19 protein-coding genes are annotated in these 21,078 nt (G+C 66.6%); 4 read left to right on the plus strand and 15 right to left on the minus strand.

Going from position 1 to position 21,078, the window contains the following annotated elements:
- Nucleotides 1–27: 27 nt before the first annotated feature.
- From ASE39_RS03460 to ASE39_RS03505, 10 genes are all read right to left on the minus strand, one after another.
- Nucleotides 28–1,548 (minus strand): DegQ family serine endoprotease, encoded by a 1,521-nt coding sequence (locus ASE39_RS03460; protein WP_010459432.1) that lies wholly within the window; start codon nt 1,546–1,548, stop codon nt 28–30.
- A gap of 145 nt (nt 1,549–1,693) precedes the next feature.
- On the minus strand, nt 1,694–2,683 hold the full coding sequence (locus tag ASE39_RS03465; protein WP_057226275.1) for a hypothetical protein: 990 nt from the start codon (nt 2,681–2,683) through the stop codon (nt 1,694–1,696).
- Between the two features lie 76 nt (nt 2,684–2,759).
- Nucleotides 2,760–3,872, minus strand: coding sequence for an aldose epimerase family protein (locus tag ASE39_RS03470; RefSeq protein WP_057270174.1), 1,113 nt, complete (start codon nt 3,870–3,872; stop codon nt 2,760–2,762).
- Nucleotides 3,873–3,882: 10 nt separating this feature from the next.
- Nucleotides 3,883–4,818 carry a DMT family transporter gene (locus tag ASE39_RS03475; RefSeq protein ID WP_057270175.1) on the minus strand — a complete coding sequence of 312 codons (936 nt, stop codon included), beginning with the start codon at nt 4,816–4,818 and terminating at the stop codon, nt 3,883–3,885.
- 83 nt (nt 4,819–4,901) lie between these two features.
- Entirely contained in the window at nt 4,902–6,488 is a 1,587-nt protein-coding gene (gene garD, locus ASE39_RS03480) for a galactarate dehydratase (protein ID WP_057270176.1), read from the minus strand.
- A gap of 164 nt (nt 6,489–6,652) precedes the next feature.
- Nucleotides 6,653–7,945: a TRAP transporter large permease gene (locus tag ASE39_RS03485; protein WP_010459442.1), complete on the minus strand. Its 1,293-nt coding sequence runs from the start codon at nt 7,943–7,945 to the stop codon at nt 6,653–6,655.
- A 216-nt stretch (nt 7,946–8,161) separates the two neighbouring features.
- The gene (locus ASE39_RS03490; RefSeq protein ID WP_010459444.1) at nt 8,162–8,650 is read right to left on the minus strand and encodes a TRAP transporter small permease; all 489 of its coding nucleotides are present in this window, start codon (nt 8,648–8,650) and stop codon (nt 8,162–8,164) included.
- Nucleotides 8,651–8,723: 73 nt separating this feature from the next.
- Nucleotides 8,724–9,701: a TRAP transporter substrate-binding protein gene (locus ASE39_RS03495; RefSeq protein ID WP_010459446.1), complete on the minus strand. Its 978-nt coding sequence runs from the start codon at nt 9,699–9,701 to the stop codon at nt 8,724–8,726.
- A 57-nt stretch (nt 9,702–9,758) separates the two neighbouring features.
- Complete coding sequence (locus tag ASE39_RS03500) at nt 9,759–10,655, minus strand: SMP-30/gluconolactonase/LRE family protein (protein ID WP_140426669.1); 897 nt, start codon at nt 10,653–10,655, stop codon at nt 9,759–9,761.
- A gap of 8 nt (nt 10,656–10,663) precedes the next feature.
- Nucleotides 10,664–11,482: an NAD(P)-dependent oxidoreductase gene (locus ASE39_RS03505; protein WP_057270177.1), complete on the minus strand. Its 819-nt coding sequence runs from the start codon at nt 11,480–11,482 to the stop codon at nt 10,664–10,666.
- A 127-nt stretch (nt 11,483–11,609) separates the two neighbouring features.
- Between ASE39_RS03505 and ASE39_RS03510 the strand changes: the two genes are divergently transcribed.
- The 3 genes from ASE39_RS03510 to ASE39_RS03520 all read left to right on the plus strand — a co-directional run bounded on the left by ASE39_RS03510 (nt 11,610) and on the right by ASE39_RS03520 (nt 14,709).
- Nucleotides 11,610–12,338 (plus strand): FadR/GntR family transcriptional regulator, encoded by a 729-nt coding sequence (locus ASE39_RS03510; protein WP_010459451.1) that lies wholly within the window; start codon nt 11,610–11,612, stop codon nt 12,336–12,338.
- Between the two features lie 324 nt (nt 12,339–12,662).
- Complete coding sequence (locus ASE39_RS03515; RefSeq protein ID WP_057270178.1) at nt 12,663–14,102, plus strand: aldehyde dehydrogenase family protein; 1,440 nt, start codon at nt 12,663–12,665, stop codon at nt 14,100–14,102.
- 289 nt (nt 14,103–14,391) lie between these two features.
- Nucleotides 14,392–14,709 (plus strand): hypothetical protein, encoded by a 318-nt coding sequence (locus ASE39_RS03520; protein ID WP_057270179.1) that lies wholly within the window; start codon nt 14,392–14,394, stop codon nt 14,707–14,709.
- Nucleotides 14,710–14,819: 110 nt separating this feature from the next.
- Here ASE39_RS03520 and ASE39_RS03525 read toward each other — a convergent pair whose 3' ends face one another.
- On the minus strand, nt 14,820–16,457 hold the full coding sequence (locus ASE39_RS03525; protein ID WP_057270180.1) for an iron ABC transporter permease: 1,638 nt from the start codon (nt 16,455–16,457) through the stop codon (nt 14,820–14,822).
- Nucleotides 16,458–16,574: 117 nt separating this feature from the next.
- On the opposite strand from ASE39_RS03525, the gene ASE39_RS03530 reads away from it, so the two are divergent.
- Complete coding sequence (locus tag ASE39_RS03530) at nt 16,575–17,639, plus strand: ABC transporter ATP-binding protein (RefSeq protein WP_057270181.1); 1,065 nt, start codon at nt 16,575–16,577, stop codon at nt 17,637–17,639.
- 118 nt (nt 17,640–17,757) lie between these two features.
- On the opposite strand, the gene ASE39_RS03535 is transcribed toward ASE39_RS03530, so the two are convergent.
- From ASE39_RS03535 to ASE39_RS03550, 4 genes are all read right to left on the minus strand, one after another.
- Nucleotides 17,758–18,147 (minus strand): thiol-disulfide oxidoreductase DCC family protein, encoded by a 390-nt coding sequence (locus tag ASE39_RS03535; protein WP_057270182.1) that lies wholly within the window; start codon nt 18,145–18,147, stop codon nt 17,758–17,760.
- On the minus strand, nt 18,144–18,704 hold the full coding sequence (locus ASE39_RS03540; protein ID WP_057270183.1) for a DUF4166 domain-containing protein: 561 nt from the start codon (nt 18,702–18,704) through the stop codon (nt 18,144–18,146). The genes ASE39_RS03535 and ASE39_RS03540 overlap by 4 nt, the downstream gene beginning before the upstream one ends.
- A 188-nt stretch (nt 18,705–18,892) precedes the next feature.
- On the minus strand, nt 18,893–20,125 hold the full coding sequence (locus ASE39_RS03545) for a Yip1 family protein (protein WP_057270184.1): 1,233 nt from the start codon (nt 20,123–20,125) through the stop codon (nt 18,893–18,895).
- Between the two features lie 207 nt (nt 20,126–20,332).
- Nucleotides 20,333–21,070, minus strand: a complete 738-nt coding sequence (locus ASE39_RS03550; protein WP_057270185.1) for a lysophospholipid acyltransferase family protein — start codon at nt 21,068–21,070, stop codon at nt 20,333–20,335.
- Nucleotides 21,071–21,078 lie beyond the last annotated feature (8 nt).

The raw sequence follows: 21,078 nt of genomic DNA on the forward strand, positions 1-21,078 counted from the left end.
TTGCCGACGGCAGGCGCTCCTCACGGCTTACCCCAGGCGCACTGGCACAAAGATCTTGTTGCCATCGCGCTCTATCAGCAGCGCCACCGACTTGCCCGCCTTGGCCATGGCCGTGCGGACCTGGTCGATGTTCCTGGCGGGTGCGCCGTTGATGGCCAGCAACACATCGCCCGGCTGCACACCGGCCGCCGCAGCGGGGCCACGCGCCTGTTCGATCACCAAGCCCTCGCTCACACCCACCTCGCGGCGCTCCTCGGGGTCCAGCGGGCGCAGCGACAGGCCCAGCTGGCCCTTGCCCACGGCATCGTCATTGCGCGCCTGCTTGCTGGCCTTGTCGCTGGAATCACCCAGCGTAGCGGTCAGCTCCAGCGGCTTGCCCTGGCGCCACACCGACAGCCTGGCCTGCTGCCCCGGCTGCGCCTGGCCCACCCAGGCGGGCAGGTCGCCCGAGGCCACGATGGGCTGGCCGTCCACCTGGCGGATCACGTCACCAGCCTGCAGGCCCGCCTTGTCGGCCGGGCTGCCCTTGCTGACGCTGGCGACCAGCGCACCCTCGGGTTTGTCGAGCGCGAACGATTCGGCAAACGCCTGGTTCACCTCCTGCACGGCCACGCCCAATTGCGCGTGGCGCACCTTGCCGGTGGCGACGATCTGGTCCTTGATCTTGGCGGCCAGCTCGATGGGGATGGAGAACGACACGCCCTGGTAGCCGCCCGAGCGGCTGTAGATCTGCGAGTTGATGCCCACCACCTCGCCGCGCGCATTGAACAGCGGCCCACCCGAGTTGCCGGGGTTCACGGCCACGTCGGTCTGGATGAAGGGCACCAGGCTGTCGTCGGGCAGCGAGCGGCCCTTGGCACTGACCACACCCGCCGTCACGCTGTTCTCGAAGCCAAAGGGCGAGCCGATGGCCAGCACCCATTCGCCCACCTGCAAGTCCCGCGTGCTGCCCAGGCGCACGGTGGGCAGATCCTTGGCGTCAATCTTGAGCACGGCCACGTCGGTCTTGGGGTCGGCGCCCAACACCTTCGCGCGGAATTCGCGCCGGTCGGTGAGCTTGACGGTGACATCGCTCGCACCCTTTACCACGTGGGCATTGGTCAGCACCAGGCCGTCGGGGCTGACGATAAAGCCCGAGCCCTGGCCATGCGTGGGCACGTTGGGCTGGCCCTGCGCGCCCGCGCCGGGAAAGCCGAACTGGCGGAAGAACTCGTAGAACGGATCGTTCGGATCGATCTGCGGGCCCCGGCGCTGGCGCGCGGCGGGTTGCCCTTCATCGTCGTCTTCGTCGCTGGCCATCGCCGTCTTGGTGCTGCCCGTGACACTGATGTTGACGACGGCCGGGCCGTTCTGCGCGGTGATCTGGGCAAAGCTGGGCAGCGCGCCGCCGGGGGCGGCCGGGGTCTGCGCAACGATGGGCGCGGTGGGGGTCAAAGCGCGCGCCTGGTGCCCGGTGATGAGGCCCGCGCCCGTGGCGCCCACCGCCCCTGCGGCCACCAGGGCCAGGATGAGGTGGCGGGGGTTGGAGGTCAGCGTGGTCGTGTTCATGGTGTGGTGCCTTTCCAATCGGAGTTGCGATGGAGGGCAGTGTGGACACCAACACTTAGACGAAACTTAGAGGCACTCCGGGACGCTCCGGTGGCACGGGGCGGACGCCGTGGACGGCGGGGCTCCCTGAAAAAAAAGCCGCAGACTATGCGGCCCCGCGCCCCTTCTGGCTCTCGAAGTACACCACCTTGCGGGCGCGCATCACATCGCCCAGCGGGCGGTGCGCCGCCAGGGCCTGCCAGGGGTCGAACACGGCGGCCTCCACCTGCTCGGCCAGCGTGGGGTCGGCCGCGGGGTCTTGCCGGGGCAAGGTCAGCCGGGCCACGGTGGTGTAGGGCGTGGGCCAGTCCACGCTCGCGTCTTCGATGGGGGTGGTGGCCTCGTCCACGAAGGGCTGCAATTGCAAATCCCATTGCAGGTCCTGCTGGCGCAGACGGGCAGAAAACTCGGCGTTCCAATCGTCCTGCACCTGGGTGACCGGTGCGCCATTGGCGACATGGGGCACCAGCCGCACGCGCACCGCATAGGGCCCACACGCGATGGGCGCAGCACTGTGTACGGCATGGGCGGCAAAGCCGCCGAAGGGCCGGCCGAAGGTCTTGACCGTCTTGGCGATCTGCTTGGCGGCCCCCAGCAGCCCGTGGCGCTGCACCAGGAACTTGATCAACGCGCCGCCGCCATGCGAGGCCGCCACCACAAAGTCCACGAACTCGCCGCTTTGGGGAAAGGCGAACTTCTCCTGGTTGATGAGCGTGAAGTCCTGGCTTTTGGCGGGCCCATTGCCCAGGGCGGAATCGCCCTGCACGCCCAACACGCTGAACGAAAAGCCCCGGATGTCAGGCTTGCGGTCGGAGGTCTTGTCCATGCCGCCATTGCTCAGCCGCACCCGCACGTCGTACTGCCCGGGCTGGGCAAACAGCCCGTGGGACGCAAATGCAGGCAGATCGCCCAGCACCTGCAGCTGGCCCCGCGCGGCGGTGAGCTGCTTGCGGTGCAAGCCCCGGCCTGTGCCGTACTTGTGCGACTTGCGCGCCTGTAGTTCGGCGAACTGGCGCGCATATCCGGCAAAGCGCTGGGCCTCGTCGGGGGCCACCACTTCTTGCCAATCGGTACTGGGGGTGTAGCTTGTGTCCATGAACGACCTCGGTTGAAAGCCAGGGGGCATGGTAGCGCGGCATGCCGAAAAACGGGCACCTCGCTGACCACTGCGCTCAGAGGCTGCAAAACCGGTACACGATCGCCCCCCGCACCATCTCCCCGGGCGCCAACCAGCGCATGGGAAAGGCGGCGTGGTTGGGCGCATCAGGGTACTCCATGGGCTCCAGGCAGATGCCGTCGCCTGGCTGCCAGAGCCAGTCGCCCTGCAGCGCGCCACGGCCCAGGTCCCGCGCCGGGTCCGCCTTCAGGCCATGGCCTGCATAGACCTGCACACCGGGCGCTGTGCTCCAGACCTCCATCGCACGGCGGCTGCCGGGCTCGCTCAGCAGCGCGGCCAGCCGCAGGCCGGCTGGGGTGATGGATGACACAGGCGGCGCATGGGATGCATCCGATTCGTCCAGCACCAGGTAGTGGTCCAGCCCACCGGCCAGGGCCAGTTGCTCGCTGGGCGCTGCCACTGCGTCGCCCACGCGGCGGGCCTCGCGGAAGTCGAATGGCGTGCCCAACACGCCAGCCAGCGCGCCCGTGGGGCACACGTCGGCTGCCAGCGGCACATAGCGGCTGGCGGGCACCTGCAAGGTGTGGCCGTGGGTGCTGCCACGGCCCGCCAGGTTGAAGAACGCATGCCCGGTGAGGTTCAGCATGGTGGGAGCGTGCAGCGCCTCCGCCGTCCAGGCCATGTGGAGTGCGTTGTCGGCCGTGACCTGCAGGTGAAGCTGCACGCGCACATCGCCGGGTACGCCGTCGTCTTCGGTGCGAAAGGTGTGGCTCAGGGTGAGCGCATCGGCCTGCACGTCTTCGACCGCGAACACCTGAAAGCGGCTGCCCCGTGGCCCGCCATGGTGGTGGTGTGGGCCGCTGTTGGTGGGCAATTGCAGAAGCGAACCATCCGGCCGGGTGAGCTTGCCTGCGCGCAAACGCCCGGCCCAGCGCCCGATCAATGCGCCCATGGAGAGTTGCCCGTCCAGGTAGCCCTGCAGACTGTCGTAACCCAGTGCCACATCGGCCAGGCCGCCCTGCCCGTCGGGCACCGCCACCTGCACCAGGCGGGCGCCGTAGTTGCTCACGGCCACCTGCAGGCCGCCTGCGCCGCGCAGGGTGAAAAGATCGGTGCGCTGCCCGTGCAGGTCGCGCTGAAACGCTTCGCGTGATAGGGAATAGGCCATGGCCGCAAGTCTATTTGGCAACAGGTGGCTCGGGCGTATCGCGCGTGACCAGCCAGATGCCCGCGCACACCAGCACCAGGGCCAGCAGGTTCTTCCACTCCAGCAGCGCCTCGCCCAGGAACAGCGCCGACAGCGCCGCGCCGAAGATCGGCACCGTGAAGTTGAACACCGTGATCTGGCTCACGCGGTTGTGCTTGAGCAAGATGCTCCACAGCGAGAACGCGGCCGACGACAGCAGCGCCAGGTACACCAGCAGCGCGGCCGAGCCCCAGGTGAAGCCGGTGAGCGAGCCGCCCAGCGCCCCGCCGATGGCCAGCAGCGCGGCGCCACCCAACCCCAGCTGCCAGCCGGTCATGACCACCGAATCCATGCGCTGCGAGACCTGTTTGCCATAGATGCTGGCCGCAGCCAGCACCAACGCGGCGATCACCACAAAGCCCTCGCCCAGCAGCGTGAAATCCATGTCTAACGTGCCGCGCCCCAGGTTGACCACCATCACTCCGACAAAGCCCACCAGGCAGCCCCACAGCTTGGCGTGGCTCAGGCGGTCGTTGTGATAGACCCAGTGCGCCAGCAGCACGCTGAAGAAGGTGCCCGTGGCATTCATGATCGAACCCTTGACCCCTGTGGTGTACGCCAGCCCCACGTAGAAAAACACGTATTGCAGCGTGGTCTGCGCCAGCCCAAGCACTATCAGCTGCCGCCCTGCTGCAAAGCCCAGACCCCAGATGGCCTTGCGCGTGGCCACGGCCCAGGCCAGCAGGATCAGCCCCGCCCCCAGAAAGCGCCAGCCGGCGAATACCAGCTGCGAGGGAATGTCGCTCCTGGCAATGCCAAACCAGGCGTAGCCGGTCTTGATGGCAGGGTACGAGCTGCCCCACAGCAGGCAACACAGCAGCGCCAGCGCCACCACGACCTTGCGGTCGGAAAATCGGGTGTGACCCATGAGAAACGGTCTTTCAAGGACAACAGCCCTTGCAGGCAAGGGCTGTTGAAGAGGGAACACAAAGGGCCGGGGCCCGGCGGGGTTCAGGTGACGGGTGCGGGGTTGAACAGCACCAGCGCGTTGTGCAGCTTCCAGTGCTCGGCCCAGGTCTTCTTGCGGCCGCTGGCCACGTCGAGCAGCAGGCGGAACATCTCCCAGCCCAGGTCTTCGATGGTGGCTTCGCCGTCGGCGATCTTGCCGGCGTTGATGTCCATCAGGTCGTGCCAGCGGCGCGCCAGGTCACTGCGCGTGGCCACCTTGACCACGGGGCATTCGGCCAGGCCGTAGGGCGTGCCCCGGCCGGTGGTGAAGACGTGCAGGTTCATGCCGGCGGCCAGTTGCAGCGTGCCGCAGATGAAGTCGCTGGCGGGCGTGGCGGCATACACCAGGCCGCGCTGGTCGCGGCGCAGTTTTTCGCCCGGGGCCAGCACGTGCGAGATGGGCGCGGTGCCGCTCTTGATGATGGAGCCCATGGCCTTCTCGGCGATGTTGGACAAGCCACCCGCCTTGTTGCCCGGCGTGGTGTTGGCCGCGCGGTCCACGCGGCCGCGGTCCAGGTAGCGGTCGTACCAGCCCAGTTCGCGCACGATGGCTTCGGCCACCTCGGGCGTGGCTGCGCGGCTGGTGAGCTGCTCGACCGCGTCGCGCACCTCGGTGTTCTCGCTGAACATCACCGTGGCGCCGGCGCGCACCAGCAGGTCGGCGCAAAAGCCCACGGCCGGGTTCGCGGTGACGCCCGAGAACGCGTCGCTGCCGCCGCACTGCACGCCCAGCACCAGCTCGCTGGCCGGGATGGTCTCGCGGCGGCGGGCATTCAGGCGCGCGAGGTGGGGCCTGGCGCTTTGCAGGATGTCGTCGAGCATCGACATGAAGCCCACGTGGTGGTCGGCCTGCAGGCACACCGTCTCGGGGCCGAGTGCGGCGTCGCGCTCGTCGGTGATGGGGAAGCTGCCCGGGGGCAGCAGGCGATCGGGCTGCAGCTTCTCGCAGCCCAGGCTCACCACCATGATCTCGCCGCCGAAGTTGGGGTTCAGGCTGATGTGCTTGAGCGTGCGGATGGGGATGACCGCGTCGGGCGCGTCGATCGCCACGCCGCAGCCGTAGGTATGTTCCAGGCCGATCACGTCGTCGACGTTCGGAAACAACGGCAGCAGCTCGGTCTTGATGCGGTGCACGGCCTGCGCGACCACGCCGGCCACGCACTGCACGGTGGTGGTGATGGCCAGGATGTTGCGCGTGCCCACCGAGCCGTCCGCGTTGCGGTAGCCCTCGAAGGTGTAGCCGGTGAGGGGTTCGAGCACCGGAGGCTTCACCGTGGCCATGGGCAGGCCTTCCAGCGCGCGGGCTGCAGGCATTTGCAGTAGCCGCTCGTGCACCCAGCTGCCTGCGGGGATGTCCTTGAGCGCGTAGCCGATGGGCACGTTGTAGCGGCGCACCACTGCGCCTTCAGGGATGTCCGTCAGTGTCACCTTGTGGCCCTGGGGCACCTTGTCGCGCAGCGCAATGCCAGCGCCGGGCACGCCGGGCGGCAGCACGGTGCCGGCGGGCAGGCCACCGTCGTTGGCGACGATGGCGACGTTGTCTTCCGCATGCATGCGGATGGTGAGGGCTTCTCGCATCGGGTCTGTCACTTCTTTAACTTCTTGCTGGCGCTACACAGCTTGCACAAAAAATCGCGCCATGCCGCCGCCAGGGTCATCCCAGGCGCCGCGCACAGGGCACTGCCTTCACGTCGTCACACCCGGTGGACAAGCCAAGGCAGGGGGCCGGCTGGTTGCGGCCAGCCCCCCGCGCTTCACCCACCGCCCTTGAGCACAAGGTCCGGCAGCCACATCGAGAACTGCGGCACGTACGTCACCAGCATCAGCGCCACGATGAGCGCGCTGTAGAACGGCCAGATGGTTCTCATCACCTCACCCACGGAGATGCCTCCGATGGTGCAGCCAATGAACTGCGTGGTTCCCACCGGCGGCGTGTTCAGGCCCAGCGCGCAGTTGATCAGGATCACGATGCCGAACTGCTCCGTGCTCATGCCGAACTGCTGGCAGATGGGCAGGAAGATCGGCGTACAGATCAGGATGGTGGCCGCCATGTCCAGGAACGTGCCCAGGATGAACAGGATGATGTTCACGCACAGGAAGATGACCCACGGCGAAGTGCTCATGGACTTGAGTGCCTCGCCGGTCAGCTCGGCCACGCCGTACAGGCCGATGAGGTAGCCGAACATCGACGAGATGCCGATCAGCAGCAGCACGGTGCCCGTGGTCTTGACGGCCTTGGAGGCGGCCTTGAGAAACTGCTCGCGGGTGAGTTTCTTGTAGACGAACACCGACAGCAGCAACGCCCAGATCACCGCCACCGAGGCGGACTCCGTGGCCGTAAACGCCCCCGACAAGATGCCCGCGATGATGATGACCACCACGGCCAGCCCGGGGACCGACGCCCGGAACGAGATCCACACGATCTCCCAGCCGGGGAACGTGCCCGACGGGTAGCCGCGCTTGACGGCCACCAGGTAGGCTGCCAGCAGGTTGCACACGGTCAGCAGCAGCGCAGGCACGATGCCGGCCAGGATCAGCGCGGCAATGCTCACCTTGCCGCCGGCGGCCAGCGTGAAGATGATCAGGTTGTGCGACGTGGGCATGAGCGCGCCCACCAGCGATGCGTGGGTAGTCACGTTGACCGCGTAGTCGGCGTGGTAGCCCTCTTTCTTCATCTGCGGGATGAGCACGGCGCCCATGGCGGACACGTCGGCCACGGGCGAGCCCGAGACGCCGCCGAACAGCGTGCAGGCCAGCACGTTGCTCATGCCCAGCCCGCCGCGCACATGGCCGGCCACGCTCTTGGCGAACACCACGATGCGGTCGGCAATGCCTCCGTACATCATGATCTCGCCCGCGAAGATGAAGAACGGAATCGCCAGGAACGAGAACGGGTTCATGCCCGAAATCATCTGCTGGAAGCCCACCGCCAGCGGCAGGCCTTCATACAGGATGGTCGCCAGTGACGACAAACCGATGGAAAAGGCCACGGGCACGCCCAGCAGCAGCAGGAGCGTGAAGGTCACGCACAGAATGGTCAACGCCATGATGGTGGAATCTTTACAGGAACGTTAGGGTGCTGGGCGGTATGCGGGGATTGCTTCGATCGCCCCGGGGCGCTGCGCATGAGGCGGGCGTTACCCAGGCCAGGGCAGCCGAGCCAGGGCCGCCCCGCCGCGAGGGCTGCGTCTCCCTGCCCGCTTGGCGCAGCCATGCGAGAGCGGGGGGAAGCGCCGCAGGCGCTCAGGGGGGTGTCGTTCATCTCAATGCCAGGCGGGCTCGACCTCTGTGCCGCGGACCAGGGCGATGATGTGCTCCAGGGAGAACATCGCCACCAGCACGCCAGCGAGCGCGGGGGGAACGTACTTGAACGCTTCGGAGATGCCGAGCGTGGGAATCTTGTAGGGCGCCACGGACTCGGCCAGCACGCCGCAGTTCCAGGCCATGACCACGCCGAAGATCAGCACCAGCACGTGGATCACGATTTCCAGCTTGTGGCGCAGCCAGTCGGGCGCGAGCACCAGGAACGATTCGAGGCCGATGTGCCCGGCATCACGCACCCCCACGGCCATGCCCAGCATGGTCACGTACAGCACCAGCAGCACGGCGCTGCTCTCGGCCCAGGTGGGTGTGTTGTTGAAGATGTAGCGGCCGACGACCTGATAGAGCACGGCGCACACCAGCAGCACCAGCCCCCCGACACCCAGCTGAAGGCAGGTGCGCGCGATGAAAGCGCAGAGACGCGTATACATAAGAGACATTCAGAAGACGGAAGGGGTGACCGGCAGGGCCACCGAAGGCGCCCTGCCAGCCGGTCTGGTGGGTTTATTGCACCGCGTCGATGCGCTTGACCATGTCCTGAAGCTTGGGGTCCTTCAGGAACTTGTCGTACACCGGCTTCATGGCGGTCTTGAACGCAGCCTTGTCGATCTCGACGATCTGCGCGCCGCCGGCCTTCACCGTGGCCAGGGACTTTTCTTCACGCTCGTCCCAGATCTTGCGCATGAAACCCACCGATTCCTTGGCTGCCGCGCGGATGGCCTTTTGCTCATCGGCGCTCAGGGTGTCCCACACGCGCTTGCTGAACAACAGGATCTCCGGCGCCATCGAGTGCTCGGTCTTGTTGAAGTACTTGGCCACTTCGAAGTGGCGCGAGCTTTCGTAGCTGGGGTAGTTGTTCTCGGCAGCGTCCACCAGGCCGGTCTTGAGCGCGGTGTAGACCTCGCCGAACGGCATGGGGGTGGCGTTGGCGCCCATGGCTTCGAGCAGCGACACCCACAGATCGCTCTGCTGCACACGCACCTTCAGGCCCTTGACGTCGGCCAGGGTCTTGACCGGTTTCTTGACGGTGTAGATCGAGCGGGCGCCGGAGTCATAGAACGCGAGGCCGACGAAGCCTTGCGATTCGCAGTCCTTCAGGATCTCGTCGCCGATGGCTCCATCGAGCACCTTGCGCATGTGTTCCTTGTCGCGGAACAGGAAAGGCATGGTGGGCACCATGGTCGCAGGGCAGATGTTGTTCATCGGCGCGACGTTCACACGCGTCATGGCAATCGCACCCAGCTTGGTCTGCTCGATGGTGTCCTTCTCGATGCCCAGGGAGCCCTTGGCATACACCTTGATGCTGTGCTTGCCGCCCGTGGCCTTGGACAGCGTCTCGCCCATGTGGCGCACGGCCAGCACGGTGGGGTAGTCCTCTGGGTGGATATCCGACGAGCGGAACTCCGTGGCCTGCGCAGCCAGGCCGCCGAACAGGACGCTGGCAGCCAATGCGACGCGGCCAAACAGATGGGGGATTTTCATGGTTGTCTCCTGGGTTGAAGTGTTGTGAATTGGGGAGAGTTCCGGGGCCTGTTGTCCTCAGGCGCTCCGATAGGGTGTTTCCGGCAACCCCGCCACACCGGGCCGGGTGGCAAAGAGGGCGCCGCCGAGCGCCACGTCGTCGCCCTGCGGCTGTCCGGGGCGGATGGAGGTGATGAACAGCACATCCAGCCCCGGGCCGCCGAAGCTGCACATCGAGGGCTTGCTGGTGGGCACGGTGATGGAACGGTCCAGGCGGCCGTCGGGCGTGAAGCGGTGCACCACGCCTGCGTCGTTGCCGCAGATCCAGTAGCAGCCTTCGGCGTCCACCGCGCCGCCGTCGGGCCGGCCGGGCAGATCGCGCATGTCGACGAACAGCGAGCGCTCACCCAGAGACCCATCGTCGTGCAATGGCAGCTGCCAGATCTTCTGCACGCTCGGGTGGCTGTCGCTCAGGTACATGGTCTTGCCGTCGGGGCTGAAGCCCAGGCCGTTTTGCGTGACCAGGCCTTGCACCTGCGGTGCCGACAGGCCGCGCTGTGCGTCCATGCGGTACAGGCTGCCTGCAGGCTGCGCCAGCGACATGTCGCGCACCATCGTGCCCGCCCAGAAGCGGCCCTGGCGATCGCAGCGGCCGTCGTTGAAACGCATGCCGGACTGCGGGTGGTCCACACCCGCCAGCCGCGTGGCGGCCAGCGCGCCCGAGGCATCGGGCCGCAGGTGGAACACGCCCGTGTCCATGCCGGCGATCAAGCCGCCGGCCGAATGCAGCGCGATGCAGGCGGGCCGTTCGCTGGTCTCCCAGCTTTGCACTTGCTGGTCCGCGTAAGTCCAGCGGTGCAGCTTGCGGCCTTCGATGTCGACCCAATACAGTGCCTGCTCGGCAGGGCTCCATACGGGACTTTCGCCGACCTGGTCGCGGTGGTCGGGCAGCAGCAGGTCCACTTGTTGGGTCATCTGCGCGCTCATTCGAAAGGACCGGTGCGCACGAACGGGCCACCCTGGTAGATCACGGCGGGGTCGGTCAGGTCGGGGTGGGGGTCGGCGGCCTCGACCTTGGCGCGGAAGGGCTCGGAGCTATCCTGCGGGCGGTAGCCGATGTGGCGCGCCAGGGTATTGTCCCACCAGGTGGTGGTGTTGTCGCCCATGCCGTAGATGGTGCTGTGGCCCACGACCGGCGCGGTCAGGCTGGCGACCACCAGGCGCTCCAGGTCGTCATAGCTCATCCAGGTGGCCAGCATGCGGCGGTTGCGTGGCTCGGGGAACGAGGAGCCGATGCGCAGGCACACCGTCTCGATGCCGTAGCGATCGAAATAGAAACGCGAGAGGTCTTCGCCAAACGCCTTGGACAGGCCGTACAGGCCGTCGGGGCGGGCAGGGTCGTCCAGAGCAACCACTTCGTCCTGGCGATAAAAGCCGGTGACGTGGTTGGAGCTGGCGAACAGCACGCGCTTGACGCCCTGCTTGCGCGCGGCCTCGTACAGGTTGTATGCGCCGACGATGTTGGCCTGCAGGATCAGGTCCCAGGGCTGTTCGGTGGACACGCCGCCCAGGTGGATCACGGCGTCCACGCCTTCCAGCAGGCTGAGCACGGCGCCGGCATCTTCCAGCCGCGCGGGGCGCACTTCCTCGCCCTCCGCCTCAACACCCAGGTCTGCGATGTCCGACAGGCGCAGCGTGGTGCAGTAGGCCTTCAGGCGCGAGCGCAACTCCTGGCCCAACCCTCCGGCAGCCCCGGTCAATAACAGGCGTTGGAAACGGATGGGCGTCGGATGGCAAGGCATGGCAGTTACAAAGGCTGAGGTTCTTGGTACAGTGGCGACAGATTCTGTTGAACGTCATCAGTTGTCGTACAACGAAGAGCAATGTACCGCTTCTGCCCCCGGCGCCCCATAGGGATAACACCAAGAAATGACCACCGATACCCTGCTTCGCCGCAAGCCCCGCACCCTGGCCCTGGAGCTTGTCGAATCCCTGGGAGACCGCATCCGCGACGGCCGCCTGGCACTGGGCGACAAGCTGCCCACCGAGGCGGCCATCATGGCCGAGTTCAGCGTGAGCCGCACCGTGGTGCGCGAGGCGATTTCCAAGCTGCAGGCCTCTGGCCTGGTGGAAACGCGCCACGGCATCGGCACGTTTGTCCTGGGGCTGGGCCAGGCGCCCGGCTTCAAGATCACCCCCGACCAGTTCAGCACACTGCGCGACGTGATTGCCGTGCTGGAGCTGCGCATCGGCGTCGAAACCGAGGCGGCGGCACTGGCCTCCCAGCGCCGTACCGAAGCCAACCTGAAAGCCATGCGCGAGGCGCTGGACGCCGTGGCTGCCGCCGTGGATGCGGGCCGCGACGCTGTGGCGGCGGACTTCCAGTTCCACCTGGAAATCGCACGCGCCACGCAGAACAGCCATTTCGCCGAACTGATGGGCACGCTGGGCAGCATGATCATTCCGCGCGCTCGCCTGGCCGCCATGGATTCGGTCAACGACGAGCGGCGCCAGTACCTGCGCCGGGTCAACGGCGAGCATGAAAGCATCTATGACGCCATCGTGGGCCAGGACCCCGACGGCGCCCGGGCCGCCATGCGCACACACCTGGCCAACAGCCGCGAACGCCGGCGGCGTGCGCAGGCCGAAGCGAGCTGAATCGCCCTACACGCTCGCCGCTCCTTGATGAACTGGGTGAATCCGAAGGAAGGCGAGGTGCCCGGTTGTTCCATCAGTAGTTACCCGAAATCCAAGGGATCTCCTTATGTTGTACGATGACATACAACGCAATTTGGCACGGTGCACTCACGCGCTCGCGGGCTGCGGCACCTTACAAGGCACCAGGATGTGCCCGTAGCAAGGCATCGCAGCGCACATTGAAAGACTTTCTGGGTGCCAGAGCCTGCTTGCGCTGCGCAACATGCGCGCTCGGCATGCGACCGCCCTTTTTCTCAACCCCCTCCTCCTAACCACCACACCACCATGCATGCAAACCTGATTGGCGGCGCCTGGACCGACGGCGTCCGCACTTACCAAAACACCAACCCCTCCGACACGCGCGACGTGATCGGCGACTACGCCGTGGCCAGCCGCGAGCAAACCCTGGAAGCGGTGTCAGCGGCGCATGCGGCTTTCCCCGCGTGGAGCCTGTCCACGCCCCAGCAGCGTTTTGACATCCTGGATGCGGTGGGCAACGAGATCATTGCGCGCAAGGCCGAGCTGGGCGACCTGCTCGCCCGCGAAGAAGGCAAGACCCTGCCCGAGGCGATTGGCGAAGTGGGCCGCGCGGCCGCCATCTTCAAGTTCTTTGCGGGCGAGGCCCTGCGCCCCGGCGGCGAGCTGATCCCGTCGGTGCGCCCCGGCGTGGGCATCGAGATCACGCGCGAGCCACTGGGCGTGATCGGCATCATCACGCCGTGGAACTTCCCCATCGCCATCCCTGCGTGGAAGATCGCGCCCGCGCTTGCCTACGGCAACTGCGTGGTGTTCAAGCCCGCCGAAGTGGTGCCGGGCTCCGCCTGGGCGCTGGCCGACATCCTGCACCGCGCGGGCCTCCCAGCCGGCGTGTTCAACCTCGTGATGGGCCGCGGCGCTGAAGTGGGCCAGGTGTTGCTGGAAGACGAGCGCATTGCCGGCGTGAGCTTCACCGGATCGGTGGGCACGGGCCAGCGCGTGGCCGCGGCCTGCGTGCCACGCGGCGCCAAGGTGCAATTGGAGATGGGCGGCAAGAACCCCTTCGTGGTGCTCGATGACGCCGATCTGGCCGTGGCCGTGGGCGCTGCCGTCAACAGCGGCTTCTTCTCGACCGGCCAGCGCTGCACCGCCAGCAGCCGCGTGATCGTGACCGAAGGCATCCACGACCGCTTCGTGGCCGCCGTGATCGAGAAGATGAAAACCCTGAAGGTCGACGACGCCCGCAAGGCCGGCACCGACATCGGCCCCGTGGTGGACGACCGCCAGTTGGCGCAAGACCTGGATTACATCGGCATCGGCCAGCAGGAAGGCGCCAAGCTCGCCTTCGGCGGCGAAGCCCTGGAGAAGAACGCCGACGGCGCCCCCGGCTACTACATGCGCCCCGCCCTGTTCACCGAAACCACACCCGGCATGCGCATCAACCGCGAAGAAATCTTTGGCCCCGTGGTGAGCGTGCAGCGCGTGAAGAACTACGACGAAGCGCTGGCCCTGGCCAACGACACGCAGTTCGGCCTGGCCAGCGGCATCGCCACCACCAGCCTCAAGCACGCCACCCACTTCAAGCGCCACGCGCAAGCCGGCATGGTGATGGTGAACCTGCCCACGGCCGGCGTGGACTACCACGTGCCGTTTGGCGGCCGCAAGAGCAGCAGCTACGGCCCGCGCGAGCAAGGACGTTACGCCGCCGAGTTCTACACGACGGTGAAGACGGCGTACACGCAGGCATAAAGTCGGGCCGCAGGGTGCCCTGAGCCCTACTGCGCGAAGGGCGCGGTGAAACATGGCCAAATTGGCTGCTAGCGCTTATCTGATCGGCGCTAGCAGCTATTTTTTTGCTAGCTTTTGCAGTTGCTGGCACGAGCGACGAAGCGCGGCCCAGGAAAACCACTAACAACACCGTGCGCTCGGACTGCACGGTTTTGTATCAAATAGTTACACTGAAGGTGCCGTTCAGAAATTGCCGGCGCCAACCGCACCCTCTTGCATTTCCATCCCCCAGCCCACGAAGACCTGCGCCATGAAACTCTCGCTGATCCTGTCCACCATCGCCTTCGCTGTCACCAGCGTCGGCTCGGCCCATGCCGCTGACGACTACAACCGCCCTCCCGCCGGCAATGCGCAGTACAAGCAGTGCCTGTCCTATTCCGCCACGATTTATGAAGGTGGCAACGAAGCGAGCCCCATCAAGGGCCAGACCAAGGCCCAGGCCTGGTGCACATGCATGTGGAACGAAACGCCGGAAGACTTCAAGGGCAACTTGGTGAAATTTGCGGAAACCCGCAAGGGCAAGGAAACCAACAAGCTGTGCGAGAAGCACTCCAACTGGAGCGAGTGAGCACGCCGGGCCACTATCGACTAAGCCGCCTTCGGGCGGCTTTTTCAATGGCGAAACCCGCACGATATCAGCAGGGTCATGGCACTCGCGGTGACCGAAAACAAGCGGCCTCAGTTTCGACTGCGCAACGTCCGGCTCAACAAAATCACCGGCACCAGCCCCACCGCCACCAGCGCCAGTGACGGCAAGGCGGCTTCGCCCAGGCGCTCGTCGCGCGCCAACTGGTAGGCCACCACAGCCAGCGTATCGCTATTGAAGGGGCGCAGCACCATGGTGGCGGGCAGTTCCTTCATCACATCCACAAACACCAGCAGCGCAGCGGCGGCCGTGGAGCGCTTGAGCAGAGGCCAGTGGACGCGCGCCAACAGGCCGGGGCTACCGATGCCCAGCATGCGGGCGGAGTCATCCAGGCTGAGCGGAATGCGCGCGTAGCCGCTCTGCAGGGACTGCAAGGCCACGGCACAAAACCGCACCAGATAGGCCCAAACGATGCCAAACGCCGTGGCGGTGACCAGCGCACCCACGCCCCACTGCGGCATGGCCGCCTGCAGCCAGCCCACCGGCAGCAGCAGGCCCACCACGATGACGGCCCCCGGCACGGCGTAGCCCACGCTGGCCAGTTGCACCACGCCGCGCGTCACGGCGTCGGGCTGGCGGCGCACCGCAAACGCCAGGGCCAGCGCGATCACCACCGCCAGCGCGGCGGTGATGCCCCCCAGGCGCACGCTGTGCCAGGCCCATTCCATGAAACGCTCCCACGGCAGCACCGACCAGTCGGACGCCAGAGGGCGCAGCATGAAGGCCACGGGGGCCACAAAACCCATGACCACCGGCACGGTGCAGACCGCCCAGGCCGCCCAGCGGCGCGCACCGCGCAGCGCCAGCGGCTGCGCCTCGGCCGACCCTGCACGCCCGCCGCCCGTGGCAAAACGCATGCGTTTTTGCGCGCGGTGTTCCAGGTGCAGCAGCGCCATCACCACCACCAGCAACATGGTGGCCAGCTGCGCGGCGGCCAGCCGGTTGTCCATGGACAGCCAGGCCTTGTAGATGCCCGTGGTGAAGGTCTGGATGCCGAAGTAGCTGGCCACGCCAAAGTCGGCCAGCGTTTCCATCAGCACCAGGGCCACGCCCGCCGCCACTGCCGGGCGGGCCAGGGGCAGGGCCACGGCGCGGATGCGGCGCGGCAGTGGTGCGCCCAGCAGGCGCGCGGCCTCCATGAGGTGTGCCGCGCGCTCACCCAGCGCCGTGCGCGCCAACAGGTAGACATACGGGTAGAGCGAGAAGATGAACACCCACACCGCACCGCCCAGGCTGCGCACCTCGGGCAGCAGGCGGCCTTCCAGGCCGAAGGTGTTGCGCAGGCCCACCTGCAGCGGGCCGCTGAACTGCAAAAAGTCGGTGTACGCATACGCCGTGACATAGGCCGGCATGGCCAGCGGCAGCAGCAGCAGCCATTCAAAGGTGCGGCGGCCCGGAAAGTCGAACAGCGTGACGGCCGCCGCCGTGCCCGTGCCCACAATGGCCGCACCCAGGGCCACCAGCACGCTCAGCCACAGCGTGGTCCACACATAACCGGGCAACACGGTGGCCGCCATCTCCCGCAGGATGGCGCCCGCCTGCGCATCGCCCTGCCCGGCGGGCGAAAACGGCAGCCACGACGCCAGCACCGCCAGCACGGGCAGCGCCAGAAAACCTGCGAACAGGATCAGGGGAACGGTGCGAAGGGCAAAGGAAGGCGTGCGGCGCAAGGCAAGGGCTCGGCAGAAGGAAGAAGCGCACACCCGTGGCCGGGCTCAGGCCGGGCGACGTTCTGGAATGCAAATGCGAATTTTAAGCATTCGCCCCTGCCCACCTAGAATCACGGCATGTTTCTAGAGGTCTCCCAACTCCAAGTGCACTACACAGGCCGCCCCCATGCAGCGGTAGAAGGTGTCACGCTGGGCCTGCACGCAGGCGATATCGGTGTACTGATTGGTCCTTCGGGCTGCGGCAAGACCACCTTGCTGCGCGCCGTGGCAGGGCTGGAGCCCGTGACGGGCGGCGAGATCCGCCTGACCAAAAGTGTGGTCAGCAGCGCCACGCTGAGCGTGCCGCCCGAGCTGCGGCGCATTGGGATGGTGTTCCAGGACTACGCGCTGTTTCCGCACCTGTCCGTGGGCCGCAATGTGGCCTTTGGCATCCACCAGTTGCCCCGGGCCGAACAGGCCGCGCGCGTGACCGAAGTGCTGCAGCTGGTGGGGCTGGAAGGCAGCGAGAACCGCTTTCCGCACGAGCTTTCTGGCGGGCAGCAGCAGCGCGTGGCGCTGGCGCGGGCCCTGGCACCGCGCCCCCAGCTCATGCTTCTGGACGAACCTTTCTCCAACCTGGATGTGGACCTGCGCGAGCGCCTCGCGCACGAGGTGCGCGGCATTTTGAAAGCCGCAGGTGCCACGGCCCTGTTTGTGACGCACGACCAGTTCGAGGCGTTTGCCATTGGCGACGTGATTGGTGTGATGAACGAAGGCCACCTGCACCAGTGGGACGACGCGTACACGCTGTACCACCGCCCCGCCACACGTTTTGTGGCCGACTTCATTGGCCACGGCGTGTTCGCCCCCGCCACGCTGCTGCAGCGTGGCAACAACGTGGTGGCACAAACGCCGCTGGGCGAGCTGACCGACCTGGAAGAATGCCCCCTGCCCGGCAGCTACCCCGGTGGCGAATGTGATGTGCTGCTGCGCGCCGATGACATCGTGCACGACGACCATGCCCCCGTGCAGGCGCAGATCGTGCGCAAGTCGTTCCGGGGTTCGGAGTTTCTGTACACGCTGCGCTTGGCCAGTGGCCACACCGTGCTGGCCCACGTGCCCAGCCACCACGACCATGCCCTGGGCGAGTGGATCGGCATCCGCGCAGAGGTAGACCATGTGGTGACCTTCCCCCGGGGATGAGGGTTCGAGAATTCGAATAAAAATGGGCTCTAGCGCTTATCTACAAAGCGCAACAAGCTATCATTTTTGACAATCATCACCCCGTAGCCCATCGCAGCCACGCTGCCCTGGCACGCCATCAATCCAGGAAACGCGCCGCGGTCTCTGGCGACGGCACCATGCAGGTGTCTGACCGACCCCAGATCCGGTAGCGGTTGCGCGCCACCCAGCGGTACAGCGCGTCGCGCAGCGGTGCGGGCACCAGCCAGCCCACCCACGCAAGCCGCCAGGGCCAGCCCAGCGCGTGCAACACCCTCAGGATGGCGGCGGTGTGCTGCCAGCTGCGGTCGCCGTCAATGACCAGCAGGGTCTGCAAGCCATCCACCTTCAGCCCCGCCCGCGCCAGCAGTTGTTGCCCTACCGCGCTCTGGATGGATGCAAACCGGATGCGCTGCGCAGGGTCGTGCCGCAGCAGAAACTGCACCCAACCGTTGCAGAGCAGGCACTGCCCATCAAACACCACAATCATGCAGAAGCCCCCGCCTGTACAGCATCCGGTGGCACCATCAGGTGCCCCTGGTAGCGGACCACACGCCCCACCCCCGGCACGGTGGCCTGCACATGAAAGTGGAGCGCATCGCCCACCCCGGTCTCCTCCGCCACCACCTGGGGGCGCAGCCACGCCGGGCAGGGTATGCCGCAAAAATGCAGTTGCTGCAGTTGCATCACCAGGCGCCCTTCGGTCTCGTGCAGCACAAACGTCAACCGCGCTGCCCCCAGATGCTCCACCACCCGGCCTGCCGCCCCGCGCAAGGTGGACTGCATGGTCTGCGCGGGAAAGTGGCGGGTCCACACCTCAGCATCCGGGCGCGCATCCAGCTCGAAGGAGATCGGCCCTTGCGCAGCACGCTGGGGCGCGCCCAGTGCGAGGGCCAGGACACGCGCCAGCCAGTTGGCGGGGGCATCCACCAGCACATGGCCCGACAAACGCTGTGGTCCCGACAACGCGTGAAACCGCGCCAATGCCGGCGCCAGACGCAGGTATGCGGGGCCCATGGCGCGCTGGTACAAGGACAAAGGGTGCATGTGATGGGGGCTGGGGAAGATCGCCTCAATGCAGTCTATCGCCTGCCACGCCAGCCACCCGACCGCCTGCAAGAAAGAAAAAGGCCGACATCAGTCGGCCTGTCGGGTTGAACAGGGAGCCCCGCGCACTCAGAGGCTGAGAGTTTTTTGGCGTGCAGGGCGGGCATGGATAAAAGACTCTCAGCCTCTCAGGACTTGCCCTTGCGCTGCAAGCCTTCCAGGGCATTGAGGTCTACCTGCGACATGAAGCCCTGCAGCTCCTTGACGCCCATGTTGTCACCCTCGATGCTGACCACCAGGCCGTTCTTCAGGATGGTCTTGAACTCGGCATGGCTGCCATCCTTTTCGTAGCGCTGGTGCAGGGTGCGGCCGCCTTCCTGCCAGGTCTTCTCGGCGCTGGTCTTGTCTTCCTTTTCGCCCTGGGCCATGCCCATGGCCATCACCGCCACCTGCCCCAGGCCCCCGATGTCTACGATCTCCAGGCGCACCTGCCGGGTATCGTTGCCGTATTGCGCACTGGCCTGGCTGGTGGGCAGGCCCAGGGCCGCGCCGTCCTGCACATCAAAGCCCGTGCGCGGCAGGCCTGCCAGCTTTTCTGGCAGCGCTCCCTTGAGCGATTGCGCGGCAATGGCCTGGCCTCCACCGAACGCTCCTGCAGCCGCCTTGGCAGCATTGCCAGCGGCGGCGGCGATGGCGGCGGGGTCCTGGCTCTTTTGGGCTTCTTCCATCTTGCGGGCGGCCTCTTCCATCTTCTTGCCCGCGGCCTCCAGGCCGGCGGTGTCGATGGAGACCTTGCCGCCCGGCGTGTTCATGGTGATGGAAGGTGCATCGGCCCCGCCAAACATCGCGCCGCCACGGGGCAGGAAAAGCGCACTGACGGCACCGATGACCACCCCCATCACGATGGCCGCGATGATGACCACCACGGTGTAGACCACCGACTTCTCGGGGGTGTTCTTCATGAGCACCGGCAGGCCGGTGTAGAGCAGGTAGATGGAGTACAGCGCCGCCAGCAGGCCCAGCATGGCCAGCGCGGGCAGCAGGCTGAACACCCCACCCAGCATCGCGGCCGTGCTGGCGTACACCGCCACCTTCAGCGCCTGGATGGGACTCTTCTGGCCGCCAAACGTGGGGGCCAGCGCGTCGATGATGAGCCCGAGCACAAACACCCCCACCAGGCTCAGCACATACGACACCACCATGTTCACCAACCCGGCGACGAAGGGCGTGCGGATGGTGACGCCAAAGCCCCCAAAACCAATCAGCGACATGCCGATGAATCCACAGACCGCCGGAATGGCAGCCAGGACCATGGCGTAGCGGGTGAACAGGGTTGCGACATCGGTGCTTTCCGTGTCGATGGTGGCCCAGGTCTCCTTGGGTTGCAAAAGAATGCTCTTGGCGCGCTCAATCAGGTTCATGGTGCCCTCCCGGCAGTGTTGGCGGGCCTGCAAGCGCTTTTGCGTGCGCTGGCAGGCCGAAAGACGCGGACGATACGGGAAATTGCGTGGCATTGAGACCGGATGTGCAACCCACGCGGCTGCAAACGTGGAATATGCACGCTTTTGCCCACCAAAGCCACCTCGGCGGGCACCACCGGCCAACCCGGGATGCACCCAGCCGGCGACTCAGGCTTTCCGCAACCGATCGACGGTATCGTGCAGGTGCTGCGTCCAGGTGCGGCGGTCACGCTCGCCCGCGCGCTCGGGTGGGCCGTAGTGCACCACGGCCTCGATAGGGGGCGCGCACAGCGTGCGCCAGATCGAGCCCACCAGGGTTTCGTCGCCGATGTAGCTGGGTGCAAAACTGGTGGAGCCCGTCGCCTTGTCGGCAAAACGCAGGCCCACGGGCTGCACCGGCGCCTGTGCCACCACGGCGGCCTGCAGCAGGTTGGCATGGAAGGGCAGCATCTCGCGGCCGTCGCCCGTGGTGCCTTCGGGGAACACGGCCAGCACCTCGCCACGCTCCAACGCCTCCTGCATGGACCGCACCATGCGCAGTGCGTCGCGGCGCGAGCTGCGCTCGATATAGAGCGTGCCCGCAGCCGTGGCCAGGGTACCGATCAGCGGCCAGCCCTGCACGTCCGATTTGGACACAAAGCGGCAATGCCGCGCCGCGTGCATCACGGGGATGTCGAGCCACGAGATGTGGTTGGCCACCAGCATCACCGGCCCGGTGAGCGGCGGCTGGCCCTGAATGCGCAGGCTGATGCCGAGGTGCGCCAACAGCTGCAGCGACCACACCTGCACCCGGGCATGCTGCTGGTCCGGCGTGAGCGCCGGGAAACGCAGCGCCACGATGGCCAGACCCTTGGCAATGTGGCCCAGCAGGCGCAGCAGGCGCCAGCTGGCGCGCAAAGACTTCACCGCAGGGC

This window comes from Acidovorax sp. Root267 (assembly GCF_001429215.1).
GTDB classification, from domain to species: Bacteria; Pseudomonadota; Gammaproteobacteria; order Burkholderiales; family Burkholderiaceae_C; genus Acidovorax; species Acidovorax radicis.

Excerpts from the sequence above, each read along its gene's own strand:
- ASE39_RS03540 (WP_057270183.1), bottom strand. The coding sequence starts at position 18,704 with ATGCACCCTTTGTCCTTGTACCAGCGCGCCATGGGCCCCGCATACCTG.
- ASE39_RS03520 (WP_057270179.1), top strand. The coding sequence starts at position 14,392 with ATGAAACTCTCGCTGATCCTGTCCACCATCGCCTTCGCTGTCACCAGC.
- ASE39_RS03490 (WP_010459444.1), bottom strand. The coding sequence starts at position 8,650 with ATGTATACGCGTCTCTGCGCTTTCATCGCGCGCACCTGCCTTCAGCTG.
- ASE39_RS03500 (WP_140426669.1), bottom strand. The coding sequence starts at position 10,655 with ATGACCCAACAAGTGGACCTGCTGCTGCCCGACCACCGCGACCAGGTC.
- ASE39_RS03460 (WP_010459432.1), bottom strand. The coding sequence starts at position 1,548 with ATGAACACGACCACGCTGACCTCCAACCCCCGCCACCTCATCCTGGCC.
- ASE39_RS03515 (WP_057270178.1), top strand. The coding sequence starts at position 12,663 with ATGCATGCAAACCTGATTGGCGGCGCCTGGACCGACGGCGTCCGCACT.
- ASE39_RS03510 (WP_010459451.1), top strand. The coding sequence starts at position 11,610 with ATGACCACCGATACCCTGCTTCGCCGCAAGCCCCGCACCCTGGCCCTG.
- ASE39_RS03465 (WP_057226275.1), bottom strand. The coding sequence starts at position 2,683 with ATGGACACAAGCTACACCCCCAGTACCGATTGGCAAGAAGTGGTGGCC.
- ASE39_RS03535 (WP_057270182.1), bottom strand. The coding sequence starts at position 18,147 with ATGATTGTGGTGTTTGATGGGCAGTGCCTGCTCTGCAACGGTTGGGTG.
- ASE39_RS03475 (WP_057270175.1), bottom strand. The coding sequence starts at position 4,818 with ATGGGTCACACCCGATTTTCCGACCGCAAGGTCGTGGTGGCGCTGGCG.
- ASE39_RS03485 (WP_010459442.1), bottom strand. The coding sequence starts at position 7,945 with ATGGCGTTGACCATTCTGTGCGTGACCTTCACGCTCCTGCTGCTGCTG.
- ASE39_RS03545 (WP_057270184.1), bottom strand. The coding sequence starts at position 20,125 with ATGAACCTGATTGAGCGCGCCAAGAGCATTCTTTTGCAACCCAAGGAG.
- ASE39_RS03470 (WP_057270174.1), bottom strand. The coding sequence starts at position 3,872 with ATGGCCTATTCCCTATCACGCGAAGCGTTTCAGCGCGACCTGCACGGG.
- ASE39_RS03495 (WP_010459446.1), bottom strand. The coding sequence starts at position 9,701 with ATGAAAATCCCCCATCTGTTTGGCCGCGTCGCATTGGCTGCCAGCGTC.
- ASE39_RS03530 (WP_057270181.1), top strand. The coding sequence starts at position 16,575 with ATGTTTCTAGAGGTCTCCCAACTCCAAGTGCACTACACAGGCCGCCCC.
- ASE39_RS03505 (WP_057270177.1), bottom strand. The coding sequence starts at position 11,482 with ATGCCTTGCCATCCGACGCCCATCCGTTTCCAACGCCTGTTATTGACC.